Consider the following 24,567-nt stretch of genomic DNA (forward strand, 5'->3'; position numbering starts at 1 on the left):
CATCTGCATATACGCACATTTGCACATTCTACTAATTCGCCCCAACATTTATCAAATCGGCAAATACACCGGCGGCGGTTACTTCGGCGCCTGCGCCGGGGCCTTTTACCACCATGGGGCGTTCTTTATAGCGATCGGTATTAAAGGCGATGATATTATCACTGCCGCTCATGGTATAAAACGGGTGTTCGGCATCTACCATTTGCAGGCTGATGCTGGCCTTTCCGTTTTCGAGTTTACCAATATAACGTAATACCTTGTTACCGTTTTCGGCTTCATTTTTCAGGTTATCAAAAAAGGCGTTCTCACTTTTCAGGGTCGCGTAAAAATCTTCCACCGTTGCTGCATCCAAACTGGCCTGCGGTAATATGTTGTCTATCTGCACATCATCAGCTTCCATTTGGTAACCGGCATCGCGGGCAAGGATCAGCATTTTGCGCATAAAATCGGTGCCCCGCAAATCATCCCGCGGATCGGGTTCGGTATAGCCTTTTTCCTGCGCCAGCTTTACAACATCATGGAAATTGGCGTCGCCCTTAAAGTTATTAAAGATAAAAGATATGGTGCCCGACAGGATGGCTTCTATCTTTTGCAGCCTGTCGCCGCTGCCCATCAGATCCTTCAGGGTGCGGATAATCGGCAGGCCCGCGCCTACATTAGTTTCATAAAAGAAATCAACCCCATGCGCCCGTGCCGCATCGTGGAATGCCTTGTACTGACTGTATTTACCCGAGTTGCCAATCTTATTACAGGTAACTACCGAAATGTTCGATTTAAAAATGCCTTCGTAAAACTCAATTGGTTTGGGGCTGGCGGTATTATCAATAAACACGCAGTTGGGCAGGTTCATGCTTTTCATTTTTTCCACAAACCCGGCCAGGTCGGCCTGCTCACCTGTACTTTGCAATGTATCCTGCCAGGTATCTAAATCAAACCCATCTGTATTAAAAGCCATTTGGCGGGTATTGCTAATGCCGGCTATTTTTACCTGGATACCGTTATTCTCTTCCAAAAAGCCCTTATGCTCATTTAACTGGCGGAACAGCGTTTTACCGATATTGCCGGTACCCAAACAAAACGCATGCAGTGTTTTATTCAGCTGACTGAAAAATGCGTCATGCACCGCGTTCAAAGCCTTCGCCAGATCGTGACCAGAGATGATCACCGAGATATTATACTCTGATGATCCCTGCGCAATAGCCCGCACGTTAACGCCATTACGGCCCAGCGCGTGGAACAACTTGCCCGACATGCCCGGGGTTTGTTTCATATTCTCGCCCACAATGGCTAAAACAGATAACTCACCCTCAATTACCGGGTATTCCAGTTTTTTTGCCAGCAGTTCCAATTCAAATTCCTGTTCTATCAGCAGCTTGGCTTTTTCGGCATCGTCAGGCTGTACAGCAAAAGTGATGCTGTGTTCGGATGATGACTGGGTGATCAGGATCACGTTGATCTGCTCGCGGGCCAGCAGCGAGAACAGCCTGCCGCTAAAACCGGCCTTGCCTACCATGCCGCTGCCTTCCAGGTTAATGATACTGATCTTATTTACCGATGAGATGCCTTTGATAGCCAGGTTTGATGCCTTACAATCATGACGGATCACCGTGCCCTCAAATCCGGTATCGAAAGTGTTTTTGATCACGATAGGGATCTTTTTCAAAAATGCCGGGATCATGGTAGGGGGGTAGATCACCTTAGCGCCGAAGTAGGATAGTTCCATGGCCTCGGTATAGCTGAGTTCGGGCAGCGAAAAGGCTTTCTTCACTATGCGCGGGTCGGCGGTCATCATGCCGTTTACATCGGTCCATATTTCAATAGATCCGGCATTTAACACCGAACCAAAGATAGCCGCGGTATAATCGCTGCCGCCACGGCCAAGGGTGGTTACATGGCCGGCATCGTTGCTGGAAATAAAACCGGTAACAAATAATATCTTACCGGCATTAGCACTATACAAATCACGGATAAGCATACCGGTTAACTCCATGTTTACCTTGGCCTGCCCGTAAGCGCTGTCGGTTTTAATAACCTCGGTAGCATCCACAAACATACAGCCGGGGAAATATTGCAAACCAATACGGCTGATCATTAGTGCCGAGCAGCGCTCGCCATAGCTTAATATCAGGTCGCGGGCTTTTGGAGTAAGTTCGCGCAGGGTTAATACGCCCTGCAGCAAGTCTTCCAGTTGGTTAAAGTATAGCTTTAACCGGGTGAATACCGGGTTTTGCTGCTGCACATCCAACAAGTCTTTTACAATATTAAAATGGCGACCTTCCAGTTCGGCCAGGTGGGCGGTAAAATCCTGCCCGTTGGCGGCGTTGGCGGCCATTGCTGCCAGCAGATTGGTTACCCCGCTCATGGCAGATAATACTACTACAGGGGCGCCGTTGCTTAGGTCTTCCCGTTTCAGTATCTCAATTACCGTACTGATGCTTTCCTTACTGCCTACCGATGTGCCCCCGAATTTTAAAACTTTCATTATTAGCGTTATTCAATTGTGATTTAAACAAAAACGCCCTCCTCTTTTCGGAGGAAGGCGTTTTGTGGTTTTTCTATCTGTTACACCAAACGATTATCTTCCTCCAAGGTTTATCCCGGTGGTAATAATAATTGTTGTAATGGTGTTGTTAACTATCATGTTCGTAATGACGACAAATTAAGTAGATTTAAATTGAATTATCAAGAGAAAAATAATTTAATTTTTTTCGAGGGGTTAAACAGGGCTTCAAATTCATCATTGTTCTATGATAGCGCCATGTTGCCGAATATTATTTGCTTTTTGAAAAATTGATGGAAGATTAAACCAAAACAGGACAGCCCACCGCGTAACCATTTGCCCGGTTTAACCGATATCGTACCATGCAAATCGCTTGCTCTTCTTTATAAAACCGCAAATTTTCCATATTTTCACGCATCAACTGATCGCTATGAAGAAAACCCTTACCCTTGTGCTGTTTGCTTTTTCGGCAACAGCGTACGCCCAGCAAAAAACCATTTCCGGCTTCAGTCCTGCCGCCGCCGAAAAAGAGATAGCCCTGGAACAGGCCTTTGACAAGGCCGTCAGCGCAAAGCGCATTGGCGAAAACATGAAACAGCTTTCGGCCTATCCGCACCATATCAGTTCGCCTGGAGGTAAGGCTGTGGCCGATGCTATTTTAGCCAAATACAAAAGCTACGGGTTGGATGCGCATATCGAAACATATACCGTATTATTCCCCACCCCAAAAACAAGGGTGCTGGAATTAACTTCGCCCACAAAATATACCGCTATATTAAAAGAACCTGCCTTAAAGGAAGATGCCACATCGGGCCAGGCAGGTCAGTTACCTACCTATAATGCATGGAGCGCCGATGGCGACGTAACCGGATCTTTAGTGTTCGTGAATTACGGTTTGCCCGATGATTACGAACGCCTGGAGAAAATGGGCATTAATGTAAAAGGCAAAATTGTGATAGCCAAGTATGGCCGGTCGTGGCGCGGGATTAAACCCAAGGTGGCCTATGAGCACGGCGCCATTGGCTGTATCATTTACAGCGACCCGAAGGATGACGGTTACGTAGCGGGCGATGTTTACCCCAAAGGCGCTTATAAGAGCGAGTACGGTGTTCAGCGTGGTTCGGTAATGGATATGGTGATCTATCCCGGCGATCCGCTTACCCCGGGTGTGGGCTCTACCAAAAATGCCAAACGGTTAGACCGTAAAGATGCCACCACCATATTAAAGATCCCTGTGCTGCCGATCAGTTATCACGATGCAAAGCCCCTGCTGGCTGCCCTTGATGGCCCGGTTGCCCCGGCTGATTGGGCCGGCGGCCTGCCCATTACCTACCATGTGGGCCCGGGGAAAGCTAAGGTGCATTTAAAACTGGCGTTCGACTGGAAACAGGTGCCGGCTTATGACGTGATAGCCATGATAAAGGGAAGCCAGTACCCTGACGAGTGGGTAATGCGCGGTAACCACCATGATGCCTGGGTAAATGGCGCGAGCGACCCGATCAGCGGGCAATCAATTATGCTGGATGAGGCGCGTGTGCTGGGCGAATTGCTTAAGACCGGCTGGAAGCCAAAGCGCAGTATCGTTTTTTGCTCGTGGGATGGTGAAGAGCCCGGCCTGATGGGCAGTACCGAATACGTGGAAGACCATGCCAAAGAGTTGCAGCAAAAAGCGGTGATCTATATCAATACGGATGATACCGGTCGCGGTTTTTTGGGCGCCAGTGGATCGCATGCGCTGGAAACTTATATAGACGAGATTACCCATGATGTGATTGACCCCGAAACCAAAGTAAGCCTGTTTGACCGTAATAAAGGCCGCGATGCGGTGGGTGCCGCATCCGCGAAAGCGAAAAAAGAGGCATTGGAACGTAAAAGCGCCCACATTGGCGCACTCGGTTCGGGTTCGGATTATTCGCCGTTCTTTCAGCATCTGGGCATCCCTTCCCTTAACCTTGGGTTTGGCGGCGAAGATGGCGGCGGCGATTACCACTCCATTTATGATAGTTATGATGATTATACGCGTTTTAAAGATGCCGGTTTTGTATATGGCGCCGCACTGGCATCGGTGACCGGCAGGGCTACCCTGCGTATGGCCAATGCCGATGTTTTACCGTTTGATTTCCGCAGCTTGTACAGCACCATTAGCAAATATGCCACCGAAGTGAGCGATCTGGCTAATCAGATGCGCGAAAATACCGCCACCGATAACCTGCTGATCAAAAACAACAGCTACGCTTTAGCCGCCGACCCAACTAAAAAAATGGCCTTGCCCCTTACCAAACCCGAAGTACCCGCGCTTGATTTTAAGCCATTAACCGATGCCCTGGAAACGCTTAAGGCCAGTACCGACAAACTGGCCGCAACCTGGGCAACCGCCACCCAAACCGATGCCGACCACGATAAGTTGAATAAATTGCTTTACCAGGCCGAGCAGCAACTGCTATCGCCCGAGGGCCTGCCCCGCCGCGATTGGTACAAGCATACCATATACGCCCCCGGTTTTTATACCGGCTACGGCGTAAAAACCATCCCCGGCGTACGCGAGGCTATTGAGCAGCGCAACTGGGCAGAAGCACAGCAGCAGATTGGGATTGTGGCTAAGTATATTACGCAATTAGCGGCTTATCTGGAGAAGTAATGATAAACCTCAAAAGGAGAATTGATGAACCCCGCGAGTAGGGCCCAACAAATTTACTTAGAGCTTAATAAAGCAGGGACTAAGCTTGGCGATTTACGGGTAATCGCAAAAGAGCTAAAAAAAGATCATGACCTGGCGAAGGAGCTTTGGAGTACAGGAACCTTCTTCGCAAGGCTTCTGGCAATTTTAATTATGGATGTAAAAAAGCTCGACGCTGATTTCGTCGACAATTTAATACAGGATTTTAAAAATCATCAAACTGACGAGCGTCTTCAACTCGCTGATTGGTTGATGGCGAATCAGCTAACCAAAGACAAAAAGCTAATTGCCCTTATCCAATCCTGGCAGAATAATCCTTCATCTATTCACAGACGTATATTCTGGTATTATCAGGGACGACTCAGATGGATGGGGCAAACTCCACCAGGCAATTCAGAAGAATTGCTTTCGATTGTTGAAGGCAAGATGTTAAACGAAGAACCGGAAGTTCAATGGGCAATGAATTTTACTACTGCATGGATTGGAATATTTGATTCACATAATCGAAGCCGATGCATAAAAATTGGGGAAAAACTTGGCCTGTATAAAGATGAAGTTGTGGCAAAAAATTGCACCCCTAATTATCTACCGAAATTCATTGACCAGGAAGTAAAGAAAAGAAACTTATAGTAAATCATTATGCTGGCGCAAGTTTAAGGGTGGGATTGGGCATTGGCTTAACTTGTGCCTAAAATGTTGGAAGTTTTAAACTTCCGACATGGCCTACCACAGGTTACGCTGCGCTAAACCTGCGGCAGCAATGGAATATTTAATATTGATTCCAGACTTACGAAGTTTTAAAAACTTCGTAAGTCTTTTCTGCTATGAACCATGATCTATCAACTATGAACTAATTAAAAATTTCTTAAATTAGATTGCAACCAAACCACACAGCCTGCATTACAGGTATGTTGCAACCGATGGAACCCTATAACGAAGCCCGGCTTATTGAGCAATGCCGAACCGACCCAAATGCTTTTGGGTTGATATTTGACCGCTATTATAAGGCCGTGTTTGGTTACCTGCTGCGCCGCACCGGCGATTACGACCTGGCTAAAGATATGGCCGCCGAAACTTTCCTGAAGGCATTTTTAAAGATCGGCAGTTTTCAGTGGCGGGGTATCAGCGTATCGGCCTGGCTGTACCGCATTGCCGGGAACGAGCTGAACCAATACTACCGCAGCAGCAAATACAAGCCGCAATCGCTGCAGCAATTGCTGGAAAACCCGCAGATGGAAAAACTACTGCATGGCGATGCCGATAACGAGCGCGAAATGATGGAGCGGGAATTGAAAGCGCACAAGGATTATGATAACATCCGCCAAAACCTGCTAAAACTGGATACCAAATACCAGGAGGTAATTGCCCTGCGCTATTTTGAACAAAAAACCAACCCCGAGATTGCCGAGATACTGGATAAAAATGAAGGCACGATAAAGTCGCTGCTTTCGCGCGGGTTAGAGAAACTGAGAAACTTAATGTAAAACTGCAACCGTTTTTGATTAGCGCATTATAGAAGTAATTAACATGAAGAACGAACAAGATTTTTTAAAACAAATGGAAAACTTGAGTATTCCCGATGTAGATCCTTCGCTGCACCAGCAAAAGGTAAAGATGACCATTATGAACGCCGAGCGTTCGGCAGCCCTGGGTGTGTGGCTGATTGTATTGCCCGCTTACTTTTTAATCTGCGCGCTGATGTCCGCGTTTTTTCATAATAAGGCGATTGACAGCTGGCTGTTCGGGATGATTTTCAGCGGATTTAATAAAGGCACCGCGATCTTACTTGACATCCTGTTCTTCGGGCTGCCGATAGTTTGCATTATTATTAACCTGCTGGCCATAGTACATGTACGGGTGGTGCATATCAGCCCAACACAGCGTAAGTATAAAGAATTTAGCATAACCATTAAGCTAAAGTTTTGGAACGTCCTGTTGATCCTGATCAGTACCACATTACTAATCCTGTTTATTATCTAAATTAAAATCAACAACAACATGAAATTAAACTGGTTTACACGCAAAGGGATATTCTATTTCCCCGCGGCAATTGCCGGCTGGTTAATACTATTATTAGCTGTAGCTTATGCGGTATATACATTTATTGATATCGACAGCCGTTCGCATTCGGTGAGTGATACGCTTATTAACTTTGTTTTCAACCTGCTCATTATCGGGCTGGTATATACAATCGTCGCTTATTTTACCGAAAAAAGGCCATTAAGGGATTCCACCGATTTGATGATATGATTTCACCGATTTACATTCCAATAAAAAATCCGTGAAATCATCGTTCAAAAATCTGTGAAATCACCCAAAACAACGTTTTGTGGAAATTTTTAAAATCCACTTTTTATTTTAAAATAATATTGCTAATATTGCAGTCCGATTTTTACGGGATAAAAATCGCTTTAAGAGCTAAAAATCATGGATTTAGTAAAATTTGTTGAAGAACAATCAGTAGTAAATAATAAAGTTCCTGCGTTTAAAGCTGGTGATACCATTAGTGTACACTACAAAATCAGGGAAGGTAACAAGGAACGTATCCAGGTTTACCAGGGTGTGGTTATCCAACGTAACAGTACCGGTAATAACGAAACTTTTACCGTGCGTAAAGTATCAAACGGTATTGGTGTTGAGCGTATTTTCCCTATCAACTCTCCAAACATTGATAAAATTGATGTAAACAGCGTTGGTAAAGTACGCCGTTCTAAACTGTACTACCTGCGTGCTTTAACAGGCAAAGCAGCCCGTATCAAATCAAAAAGGGTTTAATTATCCGCTCCGTTTCAGGGGCAGTATAAATATTGAAAGCCACTTTCTTTGTAAAGAGAGTGGCTTTTTTGCGTTGGCCGCGAATTTTTCCTGTCTAAATAGAATTTGTCATTACGAGCGTAGCGCGGCAATCTCGTAGTATGTTTACGATTGCTTAGCTACGAGATTGCCACGTCGCCCCCACGCACATCCCTGGCTGCTCCTCGCAATGACAAAAAGGTTATAATAGTTGGCTATTATTGAAACGTAATAGTATTACCCTTCAACCAAACATCCAAATCCGCCATAGCCTGTGCATTATCCTTTGTCCATTTAGCGCTTTCGGGTTTACTGCTGCTGATCATCCGGGCGAAGGCCGGCATGTTGGGCGATTGCGCCAGTTTGCCGAAGTAATCGGCCAGATCATACCAAAAGTAATCTTTATCATGCGGTGTACCGGCTAAGGCTGTAAAGATGGCGCCTAACTGCGCGCTCAATAAATCGCCTGCAGAGGCGTACCGCCTGGTGGCGAATGGTGCAATGGCTTTAGTTATGATCTTGTTTTGGGCATTAGCCAACGCTATCAATTGCGGTGTTGTTTTTTGACCCGGCTCGGGCTTAAGCACACCGCCTTGCAGTATATGCTGGATGTTGCCAAAAGCCTCGGCGCTGCGGGCCGTGTTGGGTTCCAGTATTAAAAAGCTGCAAAAGCCCAACAATGCGGCTGTCCTTTTATTTTGATGGAAGGTAACCAGCGCGTATAAACGCATACTGCCGGCATGTTTGGGGTCGGCTTTGATAGCGTCTTCCGCGGCACTTTCCGCATCGGCATATTGCTTGTTGCGGAAGTAAGCCAAGCCTAAATTATATTTCAGCGGCTGATACGTCGGATTGGCCTTAATGCCTTCCTGGTAATTAGCTATCGCCTTCAGTGGCTGGCGGGCCTGGTCGTAAATGCTTCCTGCCAGATCATACGCACCACCTATCAGGTTTGCTGATGCGGTAGCCGATTTAAATACTTTCTGTAAATAAGGGATACCCTCCAGGCCTTTGCCCATTGATGTAAGGGCAAAAGCCATCTGGTAATTGCCCGGCGCATAATCCGGATCGATAGCCAGGGCGGTCTTGTATTTCTCTATCGCGGCAGCGTAGTTTTTTTGATTGTTCAGTTCGATACCTTCGCGTACCAGTGTTTTAACATCGCCGGTTTGGGCGAAGGAGTAATGAGTGAATATAATTAAAATGAATAATAGTGTAAATAGTCTCATTGGGGATAATAGTTTAATTTAACCACAGAGGGCACAAAGAAAGAAACACAGAGTACACAGAGCTGTTTTTATCAAAGATAGTTATATCTATAAAGGCTCTGTGTCCTCTGTGCAAAACCTCCGTGCGCTCTGTGGTTAAAAATATCAGCGCGATTAAAAACTTCTTTCGGTTGATTTTACCCAGGTATCCAGCGCTTTCAGCTCATCGGGATGGTCTTTAAGCCATTGCATATTTTCCTGCTGGTTGCCGGTCAGGCTTACCAGGCGCGCAAATACCGGCATATTGGTTGATTGCGACAGCTTATAAAAGTAATCGGCATAAAATTTCCAAAAGAAGCCCTTATCTTTCCTTTTAGCCGAAAGCTCGCCGGTGATGCCAAAAATGGTTTTAATCTGATCTTCAAATATAGCCGGCAGGGTTTTGCCCTTGTTTTTCTCTAAAGTTGCCGATGCCGCCGCTAAAGATAAACCCATTTCTGCCGCGCCCATATCCGGGTCGCCACCTTTTTGATCCTGCACAAACAGGTTAATGTTTTTGCTATCGGTAACCTTCACTTTCGATTGGATGATCTGCTGTATTTGCTGGTAAGCTTCTATCGATCGCTGGGTTTGCGGCTCCACCATCAAAAAGTTGCAATAGGCCATTATAGCGCAAACGCCTTTGTTTTGCCCCATACAGGCAACCGCATACAGGCGGTGGCTGCTGCCGTGCCGGGGATCAAGCTTTAGCGCGTCAACGGCATAGGCTTCTGCCTCTGCATATTTTTGCTGGCGCAGCAGGGCCAAGCCCAGGTTGTAATACAGGCGCTGGTATTTAGGGTTGGCTTTTATGCCTTGTTTGTATAGGTCTATGGCTTTTTCGGGCTGTTTGCTATCATCATAAATACTTCCCAGCAAATCGTACGCGCCGGCAGATAGCGCCTGGTCGCTGCTTTTCAATACTTTTTCCAGGTGGTGTATAGCATCCGCGCCTTTGCCCGATGAAAACAGCGAATATGCCATTTCAAACTCGGCCTGCATATTGGCTGGGTCGGCCTTAACGGCTTGCTGGTATTTGTCAATTGCTTCGGCATATTTGCCCTTATCGTGTAGTTGGATCCCTTCCCTAACCAGTAATTGAGATGGGGTTTGGGCAAAGGCGCTGTTAGTCAGCACAAAAGAAATCAGACTGACTGCAAATAATTTGTATAAGGTTTTCATACAGCTAAAGCTAATTAAATAGCATTAACTAAAAGAAAAATTTATTTAAAACATTGTCGTATTACGGGCGTTAATTTTTAATTTTCACCCTTCGTTTACCGAGCAAAATTTCTCTATGAGTTTAGTGTATAAAAATGCCCTGTCTGTTCTTTGTTCTATTTTCTTAATGTCTTCCTGCTCTTCGGGGCCTTCAGATAAAACCACGGGCGAAACCGTTAACACTAAACCTTTTAACACAGCCGAATTTTTAAAGTACGACCCTAAGACCGGTGATAAAAAGATAGATGAATTTATGCAGCACCTGCATAAGGTGGCCAACTTTAACGGCAATGTGCTGGTAGCAAAAAAAGGGAAGATCATTTACCAAAACGCTTTTGGCTGGGCTAATTACCCACACCAGGATAGCCTGACACTCGATTCGCAGTTTGAGCTGGCATCCATCAGCAAAACCATGACGGCCACCGCTACGCTGCAACTGGTAGAACGCGGCAAGCTGAAACTTGACGACTCGGTGCAGCGCTTTTACCCTAACTTTCCTTACCATGGGGTTACCATCCGGATGCTGCTAACCCACCGATCGGGCCTGCCCAATTATGTATATGCTATCGATGATGTTTTCCGCAAGGAACACCGCGATCAGAAAAAAGGCGTTACAAACCAACAAATGATGGCCCTGCTGGAGCAGTACAAGCCGGCACGTTACAATGTACCGGATAAAAGCTATCGCTACAACAATTCCAATTTTATGGTGCTGGGCTCTATTATAGAAAAGGTGACCAATATGCCTTATGCCCAGTACATGACGCAAAACATATTTAAGCCGGCTGGGATGCACCATACCAACGTATACTCAAAGGCTACTTATGACAAAATACCCACCAAAGTGCTGGGGCACGACCGCAATAGCTGGAAGTATTCTGTAGCCCAAAACTATTTGGATGGTCCTGTTGGTGACAAAGGCATTTACAGCACCGTAGGCGACCTTTTTATATTTGACCGCGCACTGCGCGCCGGGTTATTGATTAAACAGGCGACCCAGGATTCGGCTTATAAAAACCGGGTTCCGTTAAAGAACGGGCATTTTGGCTATGGCTATGGCTGGCATTTATTTGAAGCCCCCGGCGAGCAGGTGGTTTACCACACCGGCTGGTGGCACGGCTTTCGCCATAACTTTCTGCGCGATATGAAAAGAGATATCGTGATTGTACTGCTGGACAACATGACAAACGGCAGCCTGCTGCACCTGGATGAACTTTATAAAATGACCGGTATGCCCGTAGTGCGCTTGGGCGCTTATGGCCGTGGCGGCGAGGAAGAGGACGAACAAGCATCCGCCCCGACGACTATTGAAAAGAAAAAAGCACCGGTGAAAGAAGCAAAAAAGAAAAAAGTGGTAAAGAAACAAACAGCGGTAAAGAAAAGTACAGCTAAAACAAAAAAAGGCCGTAAACACTGATCCCATTAAAACTGTTCTGTTTAAATAAACGAGAAATTACTATGTTCGACAAACTATTTGAGGCCCAGCAAAAGGCTGGCGAAGTAAAGAAAAGGCTGGATGCGATAACGGTAACCGGCACAGCCGAGGGTGGTAAGATCACCGTAACGGCTAACGCCAACAAGGCGGTACAATCGGTAACTATTGACGGGGAGTTTTACAAGGAAGCCGACAAGGAAGAAATTGAAGAGTTGCTGGTTGTGGCCATTAACAAAGCCATGGAGCAAGCCGACAATGTAAGCCAAAGCGAAATGGCTGCTATGACCAAAGATATGTTTGGCGGCATGGGCGGCTTGTTTGGGCAGTAATAAATACATAGTTGTCATTGCGAGGAGCGTAGCGACGTGGCAATCCCATAGGCAGATCCACGTTGCTTGTCCTCTGGGATTGCCGCGCTATCGCTCGCAATGACAAATAATATTAAATACATCACACCATGAAATTCACCTATTACGGCCAATCTTGTTTTGAAATTGAAACCGGTGGCAAAAAATTGCTGTTCGATCCATTTATCAGTTATAACTCTTTAGCTAAGGATATAGATATCACTACCCTTATGCCCCATTACATCCTGCTATCGCACGGGCATGGCGATCATGTGGCTGATCTGATACCGATACAAAAGCAAAGCGGTGCCAAAGTGATCTGCATTGCCGAGATAGCCAACTGGCTGGGTAAGCAAGATATCGAGGCGCACGGTATGAATATCGGCGGCGGCTTTAACTTTGATTTCGGGCGGGTGAAAATGGTGAACGCCATACACTCCAGCACCATGCCTGATGGCGCGGCTGGTGGCAACCCGGCTGGCTTTGTAATTTATGCCGAAGGTAAAAAGGTCTATTTTGCCGGGGATACCGCCCTAACTTATGATATGAAGCTACTGGCTGATGAAAAGCTGGACTGGGCTATTCTGCCTATCGGCGATAACTATACCATGGGTATTGATGACGCGATTAAATCAACCGGTTTTTTTGAGTGCAAAAATGTGATCGGTGTACATTACGATACCTTCCCGGTTATAAAAATTGATAAAGAAGAGGCCATGAGTAAATTTATTAGCGCGGGGATAAATTTGAAATTACCTGCTATTGGCGAGAGTTTGGAATTGTAACCGAATACTAACTTGTCATTGCGAGGAGCGTAGCGACGTGGCAATCCCATAGGCAGGTCTTTTTTGCCTGTCCTCATTATATGTCCTCTGGGATTGCCACGCTATCGCTCGCAATGACAATACTTATTTAAACAGGAAAGCCACGTTATAGCGTGGCTTTCCTGTTTAGCAATTATTCCGGTTGTAATGTAAAACCAAATAATTGTCAATTATATCACTGTCCCGTCAGGTATTACAGCGCGTTTTTTAAGCACTACTATCCCATCCTGCACGGCATGCGTTGGGTAATCCCCATCCGGAAGCTTTTCCCCGCAGTTAATAATTACATCATTACCTACGTAGCAGTTTTTATCAATAATGGCGTTCTTTATTTTGCAGCGGTCGCCAATACCCATTAATGGGGTGCCGTTAGCACGCGCTTCGGCTATTTGCTCCAGCGTTTGATAATTATCGCTGCCCATAATATAGCAGCTATCTATCGTGGTATCAAAACCAATACGGGTACGGATACCCACCAGCGAGTGGATAATATGGCTGGCATTAATGATACAACCTTCGGATATAATAGCCCGCTCTAAATGCGTACCTGATACCTTTGATGGCGGCAACATCCGCGCACGGGTATAAATAGGCCGGTTACCAAACAGGTTAAAGGCAGGTATCTCATCAGTTAAGCCAAGGTTGGCATCAAAAAACGATGGGATAGTACCAATATCAGTCCAGTACCCCTCATACTGGTAACTGATCACCTTGTGGGTTTTGATAGATTGCGGGATAATCTCCTTACCAAAATCGGTACGGTCGTTACCCTGCAGCAAATCGTAAAGCGTTTTACGGTTAAAAATATAGATACCCATTGATGCCAGGTAAATGCGGCCCTCGGCTTTCATTTCGTCACTTACTTCCGATACCCAGTTTTCGAAACCGCTTTTTGGCTTTTCAATAAACTCGGTAATAGTACCATCAGCATCAGTTTTTAAGATGCCAAAGCCCGGCACATCATTCACATGCACAGGGATACTGGCAATAGAGATATCAGCCTTGGCGGCAACGTGGGCTTTGATCATCTCATCAAAATCCATCTGGTAAAGCTGGTCGCCGGATAGGATCAAAACATAATCAAATTCATGTACCGAAAGATGGTGCAGGCTTTGCCTCACCGCATCGGCCGTGCCCTGGAACCAGCCGCCGCTGGTAGGGGTTTGCTCGGCCGCCAGTATATCCACAAAAGCGGTGCTGAAACTGCTAAAGTGATAGGTGTTTTTAATGTGCTTATTAAGCGATGCCGAATTGAACTGCGTTAATACAAATATCCGCGATATGCCCGAGTGCAGGCAATTGGATATGGGAATATCAACCAGCCGGTATTTACCGGCAATAGGAACAGCGGGTTTTGAACGTGTTGCCGTTAAAGGCGACAAGCGCGATCCCTGGCCGCCGCCAAGTACAATGCTGATTACTTTAGATGTCATATGGTGTTTATTAAGCGTTCGTATAGTTCAATGTATTGTTTGGCCGAGCGGTCCCACGAGAAATCGAGGCCCATCATCCGGGTACGCAGCAGGTCGAGGTGGCCTTTATCCTGATAAAGCACAATGGCGCGGCTAACCGAATGACAAATATCATCCACATTAGTTTGTTCAAAGCAAATGCCGTAGCCGCCTTCATCGCCAAAATCAATTACCGTATCGCGCAGGCCGCCGGTGCGGTGCACCATAGGCACGGTGCCGTAGCGCAGGGCATATAATTGGTTCAGTCCACAGGGCTCAACCCGCGATGGCATCAGCAAAAAGTCGGACCCGGCATAAATGAGGTGCGACAGTTCCTCGTCATAGCCAATATAAGTACGGTAATGGTTAGGCTGTTGCGGTTCCAGCTCTATTAAGGATTGTTCGGTATCCGGGTCGCCCGTGCCCAGCACCAGGAAGTTAACCAGCCCCGGATGTTCGTTAATCGCACGATCTATGGCCATGGCCAGCAGGTCGGCGCCTTTATCATCCACCAAACGGCCGATGAAAGAGATGAGCGGCAGGTTTGCATCCAGATTAAAGCGCTTGCACAGTGCCTTTTTATTTTCGTTCTTTCCCTTTTTAAAGGCCTTGGCCGAGTAATTAGCCGCGATCATCGTATCGGTAGCCGGATCCCAAACCTGCGAATCGATCCCGTTCACAATACCTACACCGCGATGGCGCTCAGCCTGAAACAAATGTTCTAATCCGTTAGATTGCCAGCTCAATTCGTCCATATAGCTGGGCGATACGGTGGTGTAGGCCGAGCAGCACCGCACGGCCGAGGCTAGTGGATTGATGCCCCCGCCCCAATCCAACAGGCCCGCATAGGTCATATCCACCTCGGGCAGATATTTTATTTTGGTCCAGCTAAAGGCGCCGTGATATTGGCCATTGTGGATGGTAAATACCGTTGGCGTATTAGCCAGGCGACTGTATATGGCCGAATGCTGCAGCAAAAACGGCACCAGGCCCGAATGATGATCATGACAGTGGATGATATCAGGTGATTGCTGCGACCAGTTGATCCAATCTAAAAAAGCCAGCTGATAGGCTATAAACTGCTCGTTCTCGTCGGGATAGCTGTAAATGTTCTCGCGGTCCAATAAGCCGGGGATACGGATCAGGTACAGTTCAAAACCCAGCTTGTTGGTTGTTTCTTTCCATATTTCAAATTCCATTCGCTCGCCTGCAAACAGGGTAGACGCACGAAAAATCACGTCGAACTTGTTCTCGTGCACAAACTTACGGTTATAAAAAGGCAGGGCCACAGCAGCATCCAAACCAGCTTTTACCTGGTATTTGGGCAGCGCGCCAACAACATCTGCCAGTCCCCCAATTTTAGCAATCGGGTAGCACTCGGCAGCAAGGTGATAAATTTTCATTAACAGGTTTTATTGGCTCAATTTAAGCAAAGAATACTAAAACAAAAACGTATTAGTATTATTATGGTTTTGAAAATACAGGGTTAATAATTGTAACAATATAGAATGGTTTGCAGCAAGATTTTATAAGAATGGCATGAAAAGGGATTGACCGGCAACAGGCTTTTTTTGTGCGTTTGTAATTTAAATTTAGATTATGCGCAAAAACTGTAAGAACTACATTTTTATCTGCAGGAATGCGCTTGCGCCACGTGGTAACTAAACAAAAAGAAGGGGCTGTTCCTATGTGAAACAGCCCCTTCTTCCTTATATATTTTGTGGCCTGATTATGGGCGTACCACACCGGTATACTTATTCTCGAAAGTGATATAGTCAGTTAAGATCTGGCCGGCTTCTACTTTCATAAAATCAAGGTCGGTTTTGTTTTTAGCGCTTGGCATGGCTCTATCAGCAGCCTTTGCAGTTTCGCCTTTCTTTAAGGCAGGCAAACCTGCGGCTAAACGTTTTAAGTTATTACGCTCAAAAGTTTTTTGATCGTCGGCTTCACGCTGTTGTTTTAAGGCAGCCTCGTTAAGCGTGGTGCTTTTTTCGGCATCGCGTTTTTTATACTCGTCGAGATCTTCCTGCAAGTATTTGTAGTTAGGGTTTGCAGCCGCGCGCTGATCATGCAGTTTGGTTAACTGTGGCAGTATGGTTGCAAAATCGCCCGCTTTGGTATATTCACTTTTGTTGATCATATCAAAAGGCAGGGCCGATGGTTCGGTATCTTCACCATATTTATCCATCGGGATAACCGAAGGGAATTTAATATCGGGGGTTACACCTTTATGCTGGGTAGAACTACCGCTAATGCGATAAAATTTGGCTACGGTTAAGTTCAGCTGTCCAAAAGTGCTTTGGCTGCCGGTACCTTTTACCGTTGTGCCTTTTTTAACCAATCCGGCCAGCATGTTTTTTATGGACGGGTTAATCACCTTATCCAGATCGATAGCGTTTTGCACGGTACCTTTGCCATAAGTTTGCGAACCCAGGATCAGGCCGCGGCCGTAATCCTGTATAGCGCCGGCAAAGATCTCGGATGCCGAAGCGCTGAAACGATCGACCAATACGCCCATCGGGCCACTCCATGATATGGTGGTATCCTCATCTTCGTTCACGTCAATTTTATCGCGGGCATCACGTACCTGCACAACCGGGCCCGATTTAATAAATAAGCCGGTTAGCTCAATAGCTTCCATTAAAGATCCGCCGCCGTTTTGGCGCAGGTCCATCACTACACCATCAACACCGGCCTTTTTAAGGGTATCCAGTATCAGCTTTACATCGCGGGTGGTACTTTTATAATTAGGGTTGCCCGCTTTATATTCGTTAAAATCGATATAAAATGCCGGTACCGATATGATGCCTATTTTTACAATTTTACCATTATTGTTATACGTACGAATCTCCTTTTGGGCCGATTGGTCTTTCAGGATGATCTTTTCGCGCACCAGCTCCAATACCTTAGGTTTATCGCCGGCGGCTTTGCCTTTAGGCAGTATTTTTAAACGCACAATAGTGCCTTTACTGCCGCGTATCAACGCGATAGCATTTTCAATACGCCAGCCAATCACATCCGAAAACTCACCATCCTTACCTTGTGCCACAGCTACAATGCGATCGTTTACTTCAAGCTGTTTGCTTTTATCAGCCGGGCCGCCGGGAACGATGGTTTTAATGGTCACATATTCATTCTCGACACCCAATGTAGCGCCAATGCCTTCCAGCGAACGCGACATATCAATATTGAAATTAGCCGCATTAGACGGGTTAAAATAATTGGTATGCGGGTCTATCACCTCGGTAAACGCGTCCATAAAAATCTGGAACACATCCTGGTTGTTGAGCTTATTAGAGTTCGTCAATAAGTCTTCGTAGCGTTTTTTCAGCTTTATTTTATTGGCAGCCATATCAGGACTGGCCAGTTTAAGGTTAAGCAGATCGTACTTCACACGTTTGCTCCATACCTCATCTATCTCGGCAGGCGATGCAGCCCAGGGCATATCTTCCCGATCGTAGGTGAAGGTTTCGTTCTTACTGAAATCGTAATTTTTATCTATCTGTGCCAGCGAATATTTTACACGCTCATTATACCGTTTTTGGTAAACGTTAAAAATATAAAAAGCATCGTTCAGGTTGCCGTCCTTCAAATCGTCATCCAATACGGTTTTATATTTTTCAAAATCCTTAATATCTGCTGCCAGCAGGTAGTTATGGTTCTCGTCTAAACGCTTAATGTACTTATTAAAGATCAGTGCGGATATCGAATCGTTAATGGGCACCTTTTTGTAATTATAACCTGATATCAGCGCGGTAACGGTTTTGCAAACAACACTTTGCTGCTCATCAGGCTGGATATCGTTGGGGCCAACTCTTACTGGCTTTGATGGTGCAGCTTTACAAGCTAAAGCCGAACCGAGAATGAGTACTATATATAATTTCTTAAACATATCTTTTGTAGTCTTTAAATCGGGGTTAATATTAAACATCAATAGTTGTGCCTTTATTGTTTGCGCTAATGTAAATAAAAAGAGACAGCACATTACCGCCGTCTCTTCATTGAATAACAATATTACAAAATATGTTTTATTATTTACAAAATGCCCCAAGTATTTTACACTGGGAAGATTTAATCAGAATGCCGCCTAATGTTAAGCCTCAATCAACCACAGCCACTTCGGCATAACGCAAATCGCTGCGCAGGGATGCAAAACGGTTATGCTGAATATAGCTGAGCTGCTTCTCTATGTCCATCAGTTCGGTTAGCCAGCCATGGGAGGCAGCAATGTCACGGGCTTCTCTTAAATCTTGCTGTGCCAGTAAAAAACCACCTATCTCTGATTTTACCATGGCCAGTTTACATAAGTTAGCTATAGTAAGCTTATTGTTATTTTGCTGGCGCGATAAAAAAGTGCTTTGTAAAAAATACCATTTGGCTTCCGAGAACCGGTTTTGCTGCGCATACAGTTGGGCCAGTTCGCTAAAGTTGTGGCTGGCCACATCATATATCCTAAAACGCATATTATGCTGGGCCGTTTTCATGACCGATTCGGCCGCCGCTTCCAGGCTAAAATTACTGCGGGATAAAGTAATTGCAGTTATACGCGGATGCTGAGTAATTACAGTACCCATATAGTTTTTGGGCATCTGCGATATTGCACCCTCCAGCATAGGCGGGCGTTCAGGCTGTTTTTTAAGCCGCCACCATTGTGCCGATGCCGATAAGCTGATGCTGCAAAATAAAAAGAGTAAGATTATCCTCATGCTTTTTTATGCTCCTTAAATTTAAGCAAATTAAACCGGGCACAAAGATAAAGCGAAACAGGTGTGAATTACAACATCTTACGGTAAATTGTTACTTACGCGGCACCGATAAATAGTAATGCCACAGCAGCATGGTAGCTATGGTGCGGTAGGGTTGCCATTCAGTGGCCATTTCCACCAATTGTTCGCGCGTGGTTTTGGGTTCTAAAGCTTTTACGCGTTTAAAGGCATTCACCGCGGCAAGGTCGCCAACGGGGAATATATCGGCATGCTGCAAAACAAACATCAGGTAAACATCTACCGTCCAGTTGCCAATGCCTTTCAGGGCCACCAATTGGGCGCGTATCTCATCATCGGGCATTTGCTCAAAAGCTTGCAGGTTAATTTGTCCGCTTAATAAGGCTTCGGCCAGGTATCGTACATAAGCCGTTTTTTGGCGACTAAAATAGCAGGCCTTTAGTTCCTCGTCGGTTAGCAATAGTACCCGTGCCGGGGTAATTTCCTGTACGTGCCCCTTTAGTTTATTCAGCGCTGATAAAGCCGAAGCCAGCGATACCTGCTGCTCCAAAATGATGTGTACCAGCGATTCGAAACTATTAGGCCTGCTCCACATGGGCGGATAGCCATAAGTTTGGATGATTTGGCTGAGGTGGGTATCCCGGATGGCCAGTTCATCGCAAATGGGATGGAAATTAGATGTGTTGAACTGGTTGAACATGATTATTAACTATTTCACAAAATAAATAATTATTTTAGCATAAAAATCAACAGCATGGATATTCAGGCAGAAAAATTGAACCTTTTGCAGACCATCATTAATACCAATGATGAGGGATTGATTATGGATGTAAAAGCCATTTTGTTTAACAGAAAATCCGACTGGTTTGATGAATTAAGCGATGAGCAGCAAAGAGATGTAATGGAAGGTTTAGCCCAGGCCGACCGCAGTGAAACGATACCCCATAGCGAAGCTGTAAAACTATTTGAAAAATGGGGGCTAAAATAGTCTGGACTAAAAAAGCTGTTGAAACATTTGGTTATAGGATAGCATATTTAGAAGAGCACTGGACTGACAAAGAGATATTTAACTTTACAACCCGGGTAAATGAATATCTGAAATTATTGGAAACTCATCCATTAATGTTTCGCAAGTCCACCCGTTTAAAACATACACATGTTGGCGTAATCATTAAGCAAGTTTCATTAGTTTACAGAATAAAGCCCAAAAGTGATGTTATTGTACTAATCGCCTTTATTGATAACAGGCAAAATCCTAAAAAGAATAAAATATGATTTTTAGGTAGTATATAGCCCAAAACAATAGATTAGGCCAGGCTGTTAGTTCTAAATCAAAGTAAAATACTAACTTTTTTAGGAATTAGCGTTTTCTTTTTTCAATTTTACTTTTATGAATAACCTGCCCCCTTTAGCCGAACGCATGCGGCCTGCAACGCTGGACGATTATGTTGGCCAAAAACACCTGGTTGGCCCGGGCGCGGTTTTGCGTAAAGCAATTGAATCGGGCGCGCTGCCATCCATGATATTTTGGGGGCCGCCGGGGGTGGGGAAAACTACCCTGGCTTATATTATATCGCAATCGCTCTACCGCCCATTTTTTTCGCTCAGCGCCATTAACTCCGGGGTAAAGGATGTGCGCGAGGTGATAGAAAAAGCATCCCAGCTAAAAGAACAGGGCAAGATATTGCCGATATTGTTTATAGATGAGATCCACCGCTTTTCCAAATCGCAGCAGGATTCCCTGCTGGGTGCTGTAGAACGCGGCATTGTTACGCTGATTGGCGCTACCACCGAAAACCCGTCGTTCGAGGTCATCTCTGCTTTGCTGTCGCGTTGCCAGGTATACATTTTGCAATCGTTGGAGGAAGACGACCTGCTGAACCTGCTGGATAAGGCCATGAAAGAGGACGAGGTGCTGAAGCGAAAAAAGATCAGTATTAAGGAACATGAAGCTTTATTGCGTCTGTCGGGCGGCGATGCCCGCAAGCTGCTGAATATTTTTGAGTTGATTGTAAACGCTTTCGATAGTAAAACTATCACCATTACCAACCAAATGGTATTAGACCATGTGCAGCAAAACATGGCGCTGTACGATAAAACGGGCGAACAGCATTATGATATCATCTCGGCCTTTATTAAATCTATGCGGGGCAGCGACCCTAACGGTGCCGTTTATTGGCTGGCGCGGATGATAGTGGGTGGCGAAGACCCGCTGTTTATTTCCCGCCGTATGCTGATTTTAGCGGCCGAGGATATTGGCAATGCTAACCCTAATGCCTTACTACTGGCGCAAAGCTGCTTTAACGCCGTGCAGGTGATCGGCATGCCCGAGTCGCAGCTGATCATGTCGCAAACGGCTATTTATCTGGCTACGTCACCCAAAAGCAATGCGGCGACCACGGCCATTGGCGCGGCTATTTCCCTGGTTAAACAAACCGGCGACCTGCCTGTACCCCTGCACCTGCGCAATGCGCCTACTAAATTGATGAAGAATATTGGTTACGGTAAGGATTACAAATACGCCCATAACTTTGAAGGCAACTTTACCGATCTTGATTTTTTGCCCGATGCTATAAAAGGCACACAGATCTACCAGCCGGGGAATAACCCCAAGGAGAATGAAACCAGGGAGAAACTGAAAAAACTATGGGGTAACAGGTATAAATATTAAAGCATAAAGCAAATGGCTGAATAACCATTTGCTTTGCAAATAAATCATTCAGCCATTTAAGCTAATGCCGGGCGAGCGCCACAAATGGTAGGCCCCGGCAAAAATCGAGTCAAATATTAACTCCCTATCTCTTTAACAGCGGCATCGGCAGCAGCTACAGATGCGGTATCGTTCAATTTTGCACGGGCGGCTTTAACTTCGTTTATAGCATTTATTAAAACCGGACCGGCGCCTTGCGCTTTATATTGCAAACCTATGTTTTTAAGAATGGTTATCCCTTCCTGTACATAAGTTGGGTTATCAATACGGCCCAAATAAGCCGGCATTTTACGGAATACGGACACCGCAACCGCCGGATTAGCGTCAATCTTCTTTTTAATATACGGCCATTGGGCTGATGTACCGTTATCCAGGTAAACGCTCATAATAGTAGTGGCTAAGGCGCCTTCGGCATCATTCTCCAGGTTTTTAGCTAATTGAGTAGCCTGGGCAGGGTCAAGCAATGAGATAGCGTTAAATGCCGCCGCCTCAATTGCGTATGACGGATTGGCCAACGCGGTTTTAAACAAATTCATATTGCCCGATGCCTTTAACTTGCCCAGTGCGGTAATGGCCGCAGCGCGCACTAAATTGTTGGGATCTGTTTGAGCTAACGATGCCAGTATGGGCTGGGCCGCATTGCGGATATCGTCATTAGTCATATTTAACCCGTTGATCGTCTTTATCTGGATACCAAAATACTTATCCTTCAGTGCCGCTATCAGTACTTTTTGCGCGCCTTTATCGGTTTGCTTGGCAAGGGAAGCGGTTACGGCTTCGTTACGGTCGAGGTATAACGGGGCGTTAAAGTATTGAAATACCAATTCGTCTAACGTTTTGGTATCGGTTTTTGCCCAAAGGGTTTTCTTATCACCGTCTACATTCACCAAATCGGGTTTGCCATCCAACTGATAGCTTACCGAATCAACCGCGCTACGCATCCAGTAACTGTGGCGTACTTTTTTGCCGCCCTGGTAAACATCTATTGCCATTGGCAAAATAAAGGTTTGGCCGGTTTGGTTTTGCTTCAGGTAAACCGTTTCGGTTTTAGTGGCGGCATCCCATTTGTAGCTGATGTTGATTACCGGGTGGCCGGCGCCAAAATACCATTGGTTAAAAAACCAGTTCAGGTCTTTACCGCTCACTTCTTCCATAGCCAGGCGTAACTGGTGAGCCTCGCCGTTTTTATAAGCATTGGTTTTTAAGTATAACTGTAAGCCTTTATAAAAAGCATCGCGACCTAAATAAGTACGCAGCATATTTAATATGGTACCGCCTTTTTGATAAGTTACGGCATCAAATACATCCTCTTTATCATCATAATTAAAGCGTACCAGGTTCTTTTTATCGTTACCCGGCTGGCGCATGTAGTTTTGCGCGTCGATGTACGAATGCGCATCGCCGGCATCCTGGCCATATTTGTGTTCAGCCCAAAGGGTTTCGCTAAAATCGGCGAAAGACTCGTTAACAGTCAGGTTACTCCAGCTTTCGGCGGTTACATAATCGCCAAACCATTGGTGAAACAGCTCGTGCGCAATGGTGCTTTGTCCCTGGGTGTAGTAAGCATCCAGCAACTCGCGTTTGGTGGCCTGTACGTATTCGCCATGCAGGGTAGCGGTGGTGTTTTCCATAGCGCCGCTCACATAATCGCGCACTACAATCTGCGCGTATTTGTTCCATGGGTAATCAACACCTAAAGTTTTTGAATAGAAATCGATCATCTCGGGCGTATCACCAAAAATATCTTTAGCGTATGGAGCGTATTTAGCTTCCAGGTAATAATCTACCGGGGTGTTTTTCCACTTATCGTGATAGATTTTAAAATCGCCAACAGCCATCATAAACAGGTAAGGCGAGTGCGGCACATCCATTTTCCAGGTATCGGTACGGGTACCATCGGCATTTGCTTTTTGCGATACCAGTTTACCGTTTGATAGCGTAACGTATTTAGATAACACCGTCATGCTAATCTCTTCGGTAGTTTTTTGGTTGGGCTTATCAATTGTAGGGAACCAGCACGATGAACTTTCAGTTTCGCCCTGTGTCCAGATCTGGATAGGTTTGTTTTTTTCGGCACCATCGGGATTAATAAAGTACAGGCCTTTGGCATCGTTAATAGCCGCGCTGCCTTTTACCTTTAACTCGTTAGGTTTGGCCGTGTAATCTATATAAACAATGTAATTCTCGTTCCTGGAATAGGTTTTATCCAGGCGGATATTCAGCTGAAGGCTATCCTCATACTTGTATTTCAAAGGGATGTTTTTGCCGGCCTTTACTACCGAAACACTTTTGATATCCATACCCTTGGCATCTAAACGCAGCGAATCGGTAGAATAAAAATGAGGCTTTAAGGTAACCCACGCTTTGGCGTACATGTAACGTTTCTTATAATCAAAACGCACATCCAGTTTGGTGTTTACCAGGTCGTTTATTTTAGGCGCGGTTTCGCGGTAAACAGTGCTGGTACCGATAGGTGCCGGGGGTGCTTGCGCAAAAGCCAGGGTGCTCATGGCGGTTGCGCAGGCGCCCGCAATGAAAAATGTTGAAATTGATTTTACTTTTATCATTAGTTTGTTTGTGTGCTGTAGCTATAATAAAATGCTAATTTATGTTTTTTGCCTGAAAGCCTAAAATTACT

Annotated in this window: 21 protein-coding genes; 12 read left to right on the top strand and 9 right to left on the bottom strand. The window is 45.6% G+C overall.

What is annotated here, in order from left to right; genetic code table 11:
* Positions 1–31: 31 nt before the first annotated feature.
* On the bottom strand, positions 32–2,482 hold the full coding sequence (gene thrA / locus AC07M6_RS05980; protein WP_494888030.1) for a bifunctional aspartate kinase/homoserine dehydrogenase I: 2,451 nt from the start codon (positions 2,480–2,482) through the stop codon (positions 32–34).
* A 448-nt stretch (positions 2,483–2,930) separates the two neighbouring features.
* Between thrA and AC07M6_RS05985 the strand changes: the two genes are divergently transcribed.
* From AC07M6_RS05985 to rplS, 6 genes are all read left to right on the top strand, one after another.
* Complete coding sequence (locus AC07M6_RS05985; RefSeq protein WP_494888031.1) at positions 2,931–5,138, top strand: transferrin receptor-like dimerization domain-containing protein; 2,208 nt, start codon at positions 2,931–2,933, stop codon at positions 5,136–5,138.
* 24 nt (positions 5,139–5,162) lie between these two features.
* Entirely contained in the window at positions 5,163–5,807 is a 645-nt protein-coding gene (locus AC07M6_RS05990) for a DNA alkylation repair protein (protein WP_494888032.1), read from the top strand.
* A gap of 278 nt (positions 5,808–6,085) precedes the next feature.
* Entirely contained in the window at positions 6,086–6,661 is a 576-nt protein-coding gene (locus tag AC07M6_RS05995) for an RNA polymerase sigma factor (RefSeq protein ID WP_494888033.1), read from the top strand.
* 43 nt (positions 6,662–6,704) lie between these two features.
* Positions 6,705–7,157 carry a hypothetical protein gene (locus AC07M6_RS06000; protein WP_494888034.1) on the top strand — a complete coding sequence of 151 codons (453 nt, stop codon included), beginning with the start codon at positions 6,705–6,707 and terminating at the stop codon, positions 7,155–7,157.
* An 18-nt stretch (positions 7,158–7,175) separates the two neighbouring features.
* A complete protein-coding gene (locus tag AC07M6_RS06005) occupies positions 7,176–7,427 on the top strand; it encodes a hypothetical protein (protein WP_494888035.1) in 252 nt (83 codons plus the stop codon).
* A 177-nt stretch (positions 7,428–7,604) separates the two neighbouring features.
* Positions 7,605–7,952, top strand: a complete 348-nt coding sequence (gene rplS / locus AC07M6_RS06010; protein WP_494888036.1) for a 50S ribosomal protein L19 — start codon at positions 7,605–7,607, stop codon at positions 7,950–7,952.
* 236 nt (positions 7,953–8,188) lie between these two features.
* Here the strand turns inward: rplS and AC07M6_RS06015 are convergent, their stop codons facing one another.
* On the bottom strand, positions 8,189–9,199 hold the full coding sequence (locus AC07M6_RS06015) for a tetratricopeptide repeat protein (protein ID WP_494888037.1): 1,011 nt from the start codon (positions 9,197–9,199) through the stop codon (positions 8,189–8,191).
* A gap of 153 nt (positions 9,200–9,352) precedes the next feature.
* Positions 9,353–10,399, bottom strand: coding sequence for a tetratricopeptide repeat protein (locus AC07M6_RS06020; protein ID WP_494888039.1), 1,047 nt, complete (start codon positions 10,397–10,399; stop codon positions 9,353–9,355).
* 115 nt (positions 10,400–10,514) lie between these two features.
* On the opposite strand from AC07M6_RS06020, the gene AC07M6_RS06025 reads away from it, so the two are divergent.
* The 3 genes from AC07M6_RS06025 to AC07M6_RS06035 all read left to right on the top strand — a co-directional run bounded on the left by AC07M6_RS06025 (position 10,515) and on the right by AC07M6_RS06035 (position 13,005).
* On the top strand, positions 10,515–11,855 hold the full coding sequence (locus tag AC07M6_RS06025; protein WP_494888040.1) for a serine hydrolase domain-containing protein: 1,341 nt from the start codon (positions 10,515–10,517) through the stop codon (positions 11,853–11,855).
* Positions 11,856–11,896: 41 nt separating this feature from the next.
* Complete coding sequence (locus AC07M6_RS06030) at positions 11,897–12,202, top strand: YbaB/EbfC family nucleoid-associated protein (protein WP_494888041.1); 306 nt, start codon at positions 11,897–11,899, stop codon at positions 12,200–12,202.
* A 128-nt stretch (positions 12,203–12,330) separates the two neighbouring features.
* The gene (locus tag AC07M6_RS06035; protein ID WP_494888042.1) at positions 12,331–13,005 is read left to right on the top strand and encodes a metal-dependent hydrolase; all 675 of its coding nucleotides are present in this window, start codon (positions 12,331–12,333) and stop codon (positions 13,003–13,005) included.
* A gap of 209 nt (positions 13,006–13,214) precedes the next feature.
* Here the strand turns inward: AC07M6_RS06035 and AC07M6_RS06040 are convergent, their stop codons facing one another.
* The 5 genes from AC07M6_RS06040 to AC07M6_RS06060 all read right to left on the bottom strand — a co-directional run bounded on the left by AC07M6_RS06040 (position 13,215) and on the right by AC07M6_RS06060 (position 19,919).
* Complete coding sequence (locus tag AC07M6_RS06040) at positions 13,215–14,477, bottom strand: glucose-1-phosphate adenylyltransferase (RefSeq protein WP_494888044.1); 1,263 nt, start codon at positions 14,475–14,477, stop codon at positions 13,215–13,217.
* The gene (locus AC07M6_RS06045) at positions 14,474–15,898 is read right to left on the bottom strand and encodes a glycogen synthase (RefSeq protein ID WP_494888046.1); all 1,425 of its coding nucleotides are present in this window, start codon (positions 15,896–15,898) and stop codon (positions 14,474–14,476) included. Before AC07M6_RS06045 ends, AC07M6_RS06040 begins: the two co-directional genes overlap by 4 nt.
* A gap of 326 nt (positions 15,899–16,224) precedes the next feature.
* Positions 16,225–18,387, bottom strand: coding sequence for a carboxy terminal-processing peptidase (locus tag AC07M6_RS06050; RefSeq protein WP_494888048.1), 2,163 nt, complete (start codon positions 18,385–18,387; stop codon positions 16,225–16,227).
* A 208-nt stretch (positions 18,388–18,595) separates the two neighbouring features.
* A complete protein-coding gene (locus tag AC07M6_RS06055; protein WP_494888049.1) occupies positions 18,596–19,201 on the bottom strand; it encodes a hypothetical protein in 606 nt (201 codons plus the stop codon).
* A 91-nt stretch (positions 19,202–19,292) separates the two neighbouring features.
* Entirely contained in the window at positions 19,293–19,919 is a 627-nt protein-coding gene (locus AC07M6_RS06060) for a DNA-3-methyladenine glycosylase family protein (RefSeq protein ID WP_494888050.1), read from the bottom strand.
* 54 nt (positions 19,920–19,973) lie between these two features.
* On the opposite strand from AC07M6_RS06060, the gene AC07M6_RS06065 reads away from it, so the two are divergent.
* The 3 genes from AC07M6_RS06065 to AC07M6_RS06075 all read left to right on the top strand — a co-directional run bounded on the left by AC07M6_RS06065 (position 19,974) and on the right by AC07M6_RS06075 (position 21,890).
* On the top strand, positions 19,974–20,207 hold the full coding sequence (locus tag AC07M6_RS06065; protein ID WP_494888051.1) for a hypothetical protein: 234 nt from the start codon (positions 19,974–19,976) through the stop codon (positions 20,205–20,207).
* On the top strand, positions 20,192–20,494 hold the full coding sequence (locus AC07M6_RS06070) for a type II toxin-antitoxin system RelE/ParE family toxin (RefSeq protein WP_494888052.1): 303 nt from the start codon (positions 20,192–20,194) through the stop codon (positions 20,492–20,494). The genes AC07M6_RS06065 and AC07M6_RS06070 overlap by 16 nt, the downstream gene beginning before the upstream one ends.
* A 115-nt stretch (positions 20,495–20,609) precedes the next feature.
* Entirely contained in the window at positions 20,610–21,890 is a 1,281-nt protein-coding gene (locus AC07M6_RS06075; RefSeq protein WP_494888054.1) for a replication-associated recombination protein A, read from the top strand.
* A gap of 116 nt (positions 21,891–22,006) precedes the next feature.
* Here AC07M6_RS06075 and AC07M6_RS06080 read toward each other — a convergent pair whose 3' ends face one another.
* A complete protein-coding gene (locus tag AC07M6_RS06080; RefSeq protein ID WP_494888056.1) occupies positions 22,007–24,496 on the bottom strand; it encodes a M1 family aminopeptidase in 2,490 nt (829 codons plus the stop codon).
* Between the last annotated feature and the right edge of the window lie 71 nt (positions 24,497–24,567).

The organism is Mucilaginibacter sp. GW821-FHT07H05 (assembly GCF_059418485.1).

Excerpts from the sequence above, each read along its gene's own strand:
- AC07M6_RS06015 (WP_494888037.1), bottom strand. The coding sequence starts at position 9,199 with ATGAGACTATTTACACTATTATTCATTTTAATTATATTCACTCATTAC.
- thrA (WP_494888030.1), bottom strand. The coding sequence starts at position 2,482 with ATGAAAGTTTTAAAATTCGGGGGCACATCGGTAGGCAGTAAGGAAAGC.
- AC07M6_RS06045 (WP_494888046.1), bottom strand. The coding sequence starts at position 15,898 with ATGAAAATTTATCACCTTGCTGCCGAGTGCTACCCGATTGCTAAAATT.
- AC07M6_RS06040 (WP_494888044.1), bottom strand. The coding sequence starts at position 14,477 with ATGACATCTAAAGTAATCAGCATTGTACTTGGCGGCGGCCAGGGATCG.
- rplS (WP_494888036.1), top strand. The coding sequence starts at position 7,605 with ATGGATTTAGTAAAATTTGTTGAAGAACAATCAGTAGTAAATAATAAA.
- AC07M6_RS06035 (WP_494888042.1), top strand. The coding sequence starts at position 12,331 with ATGAAATTCACCTATTACGGCCAATCTTGTTTTGAAATTGAAACCGGT.
- AC07M6_RS06065 (WP_494888051.1), top strand. The coding sequence starts at position 19,974 with ATGGATATTCAGGCAGAAAAATTGAACCTTTTGCAGACCATCATTAAT.
- AC07M6_RS06060 (WP_494888050.1), bottom strand. The coding sequence starts at position 19,919 with ATGTTCAACCAGTTCAACACATCTAATTTCCATCCCATTTGCGATGAA.
- AC07M6_RS06000 (WP_494888034.1), top strand. The coding sequence starts at position 6,705 with ATGAAGAACGAACAAGATTTTTTAAAACAAATGGAAAACTTGAGTATT.
- AC07M6_RS06055 (WP_494888049.1), bottom strand. The coding sequence starts at position 19,201 with ATGAGGATAATCTTACTCTTTTTATTTTGCAGCATCAGCTTATCGGCA.
- AC07M6_RS06070 (WP_494888052.1), top strand. The coding sequence starts at position 20,192 with ATGGGGGCTAAAATAGTCTGGACTAAAAAAGCTGTTGAAACATTTGGT.
- AC07M6_RS06005 (WP_494888035.1), top strand. The coding sequence starts at position 7,176 with ATGAAATTAAACTGGTTTACACGCAAAGGGATATTCTATTTCCCCGCG.
- AC07M6_RS06075 (WP_494888054.1), top strand. The coding sequence starts at position 20,610 with ATGAATAACCTGCCCCCTTTAGCCGAACGCATGCGGCCTGCAACGCTG.
- AC07M6_RS05990 (WP_494888032.1), top strand. The coding sequence starts at position 5,163 with ATGAACCCCGCGAGTAGGGCCCAACAAATTTACTTAGAGCTTAATAAA.
- AC07M6_RS06020 (WP_494888039.1), bottom strand. The coding sequence starts at position 10,399 with ATGAAAACCTTATACAAATTATTTGCAGTCAGTCTGATTTCTTTTGTG.
- AC07M6_RS06080 (WP_494888056.1), bottom strand. The coding sequence starts at position 24,496 with ATGATAAAAGTAAAATCAATTTCAACATTTTTCATTGCGGGCGCCTGC.
- AC07M6_RS05995 (WP_494888033.1), top strand. The coding sequence starts at position 6,086 with ATGTTGCAACCGATGGAACCCTATAACGAAGCCCGGCTTATTGAGCAA.
- AC07M6_RS06050 (WP_494888048.1), bottom strand. The coding sequence starts at position 18,387 with ATGTTTAAGAAATTATATATAGTACTCATTCTCGGTTCGGCTTTAGCT.
- AC07M6_RS06030 (WP_494888041.1), top strand. The coding sequence starts at position 11,897 with ATGTTCGACAAACTATTTGAGGCCCAGCAAAAGGCTGGCGAAGTAAAG.
- AC07M6_RS06025 (WP_494888040.1), top strand. The coding sequence starts at position 10,515 with ATGAGTTTAGTGTATAAAAATGCCCTGTCTGTTCTTTGTTCTATTTTC.
- AC07M6_RS05985 (WP_494888031.1), top strand. The coding sequence starts at position 2,931 with ATGAAGAAAACCCTTACCCTTGTGCTGTTTGCTTTTTCGGCAACAGCG.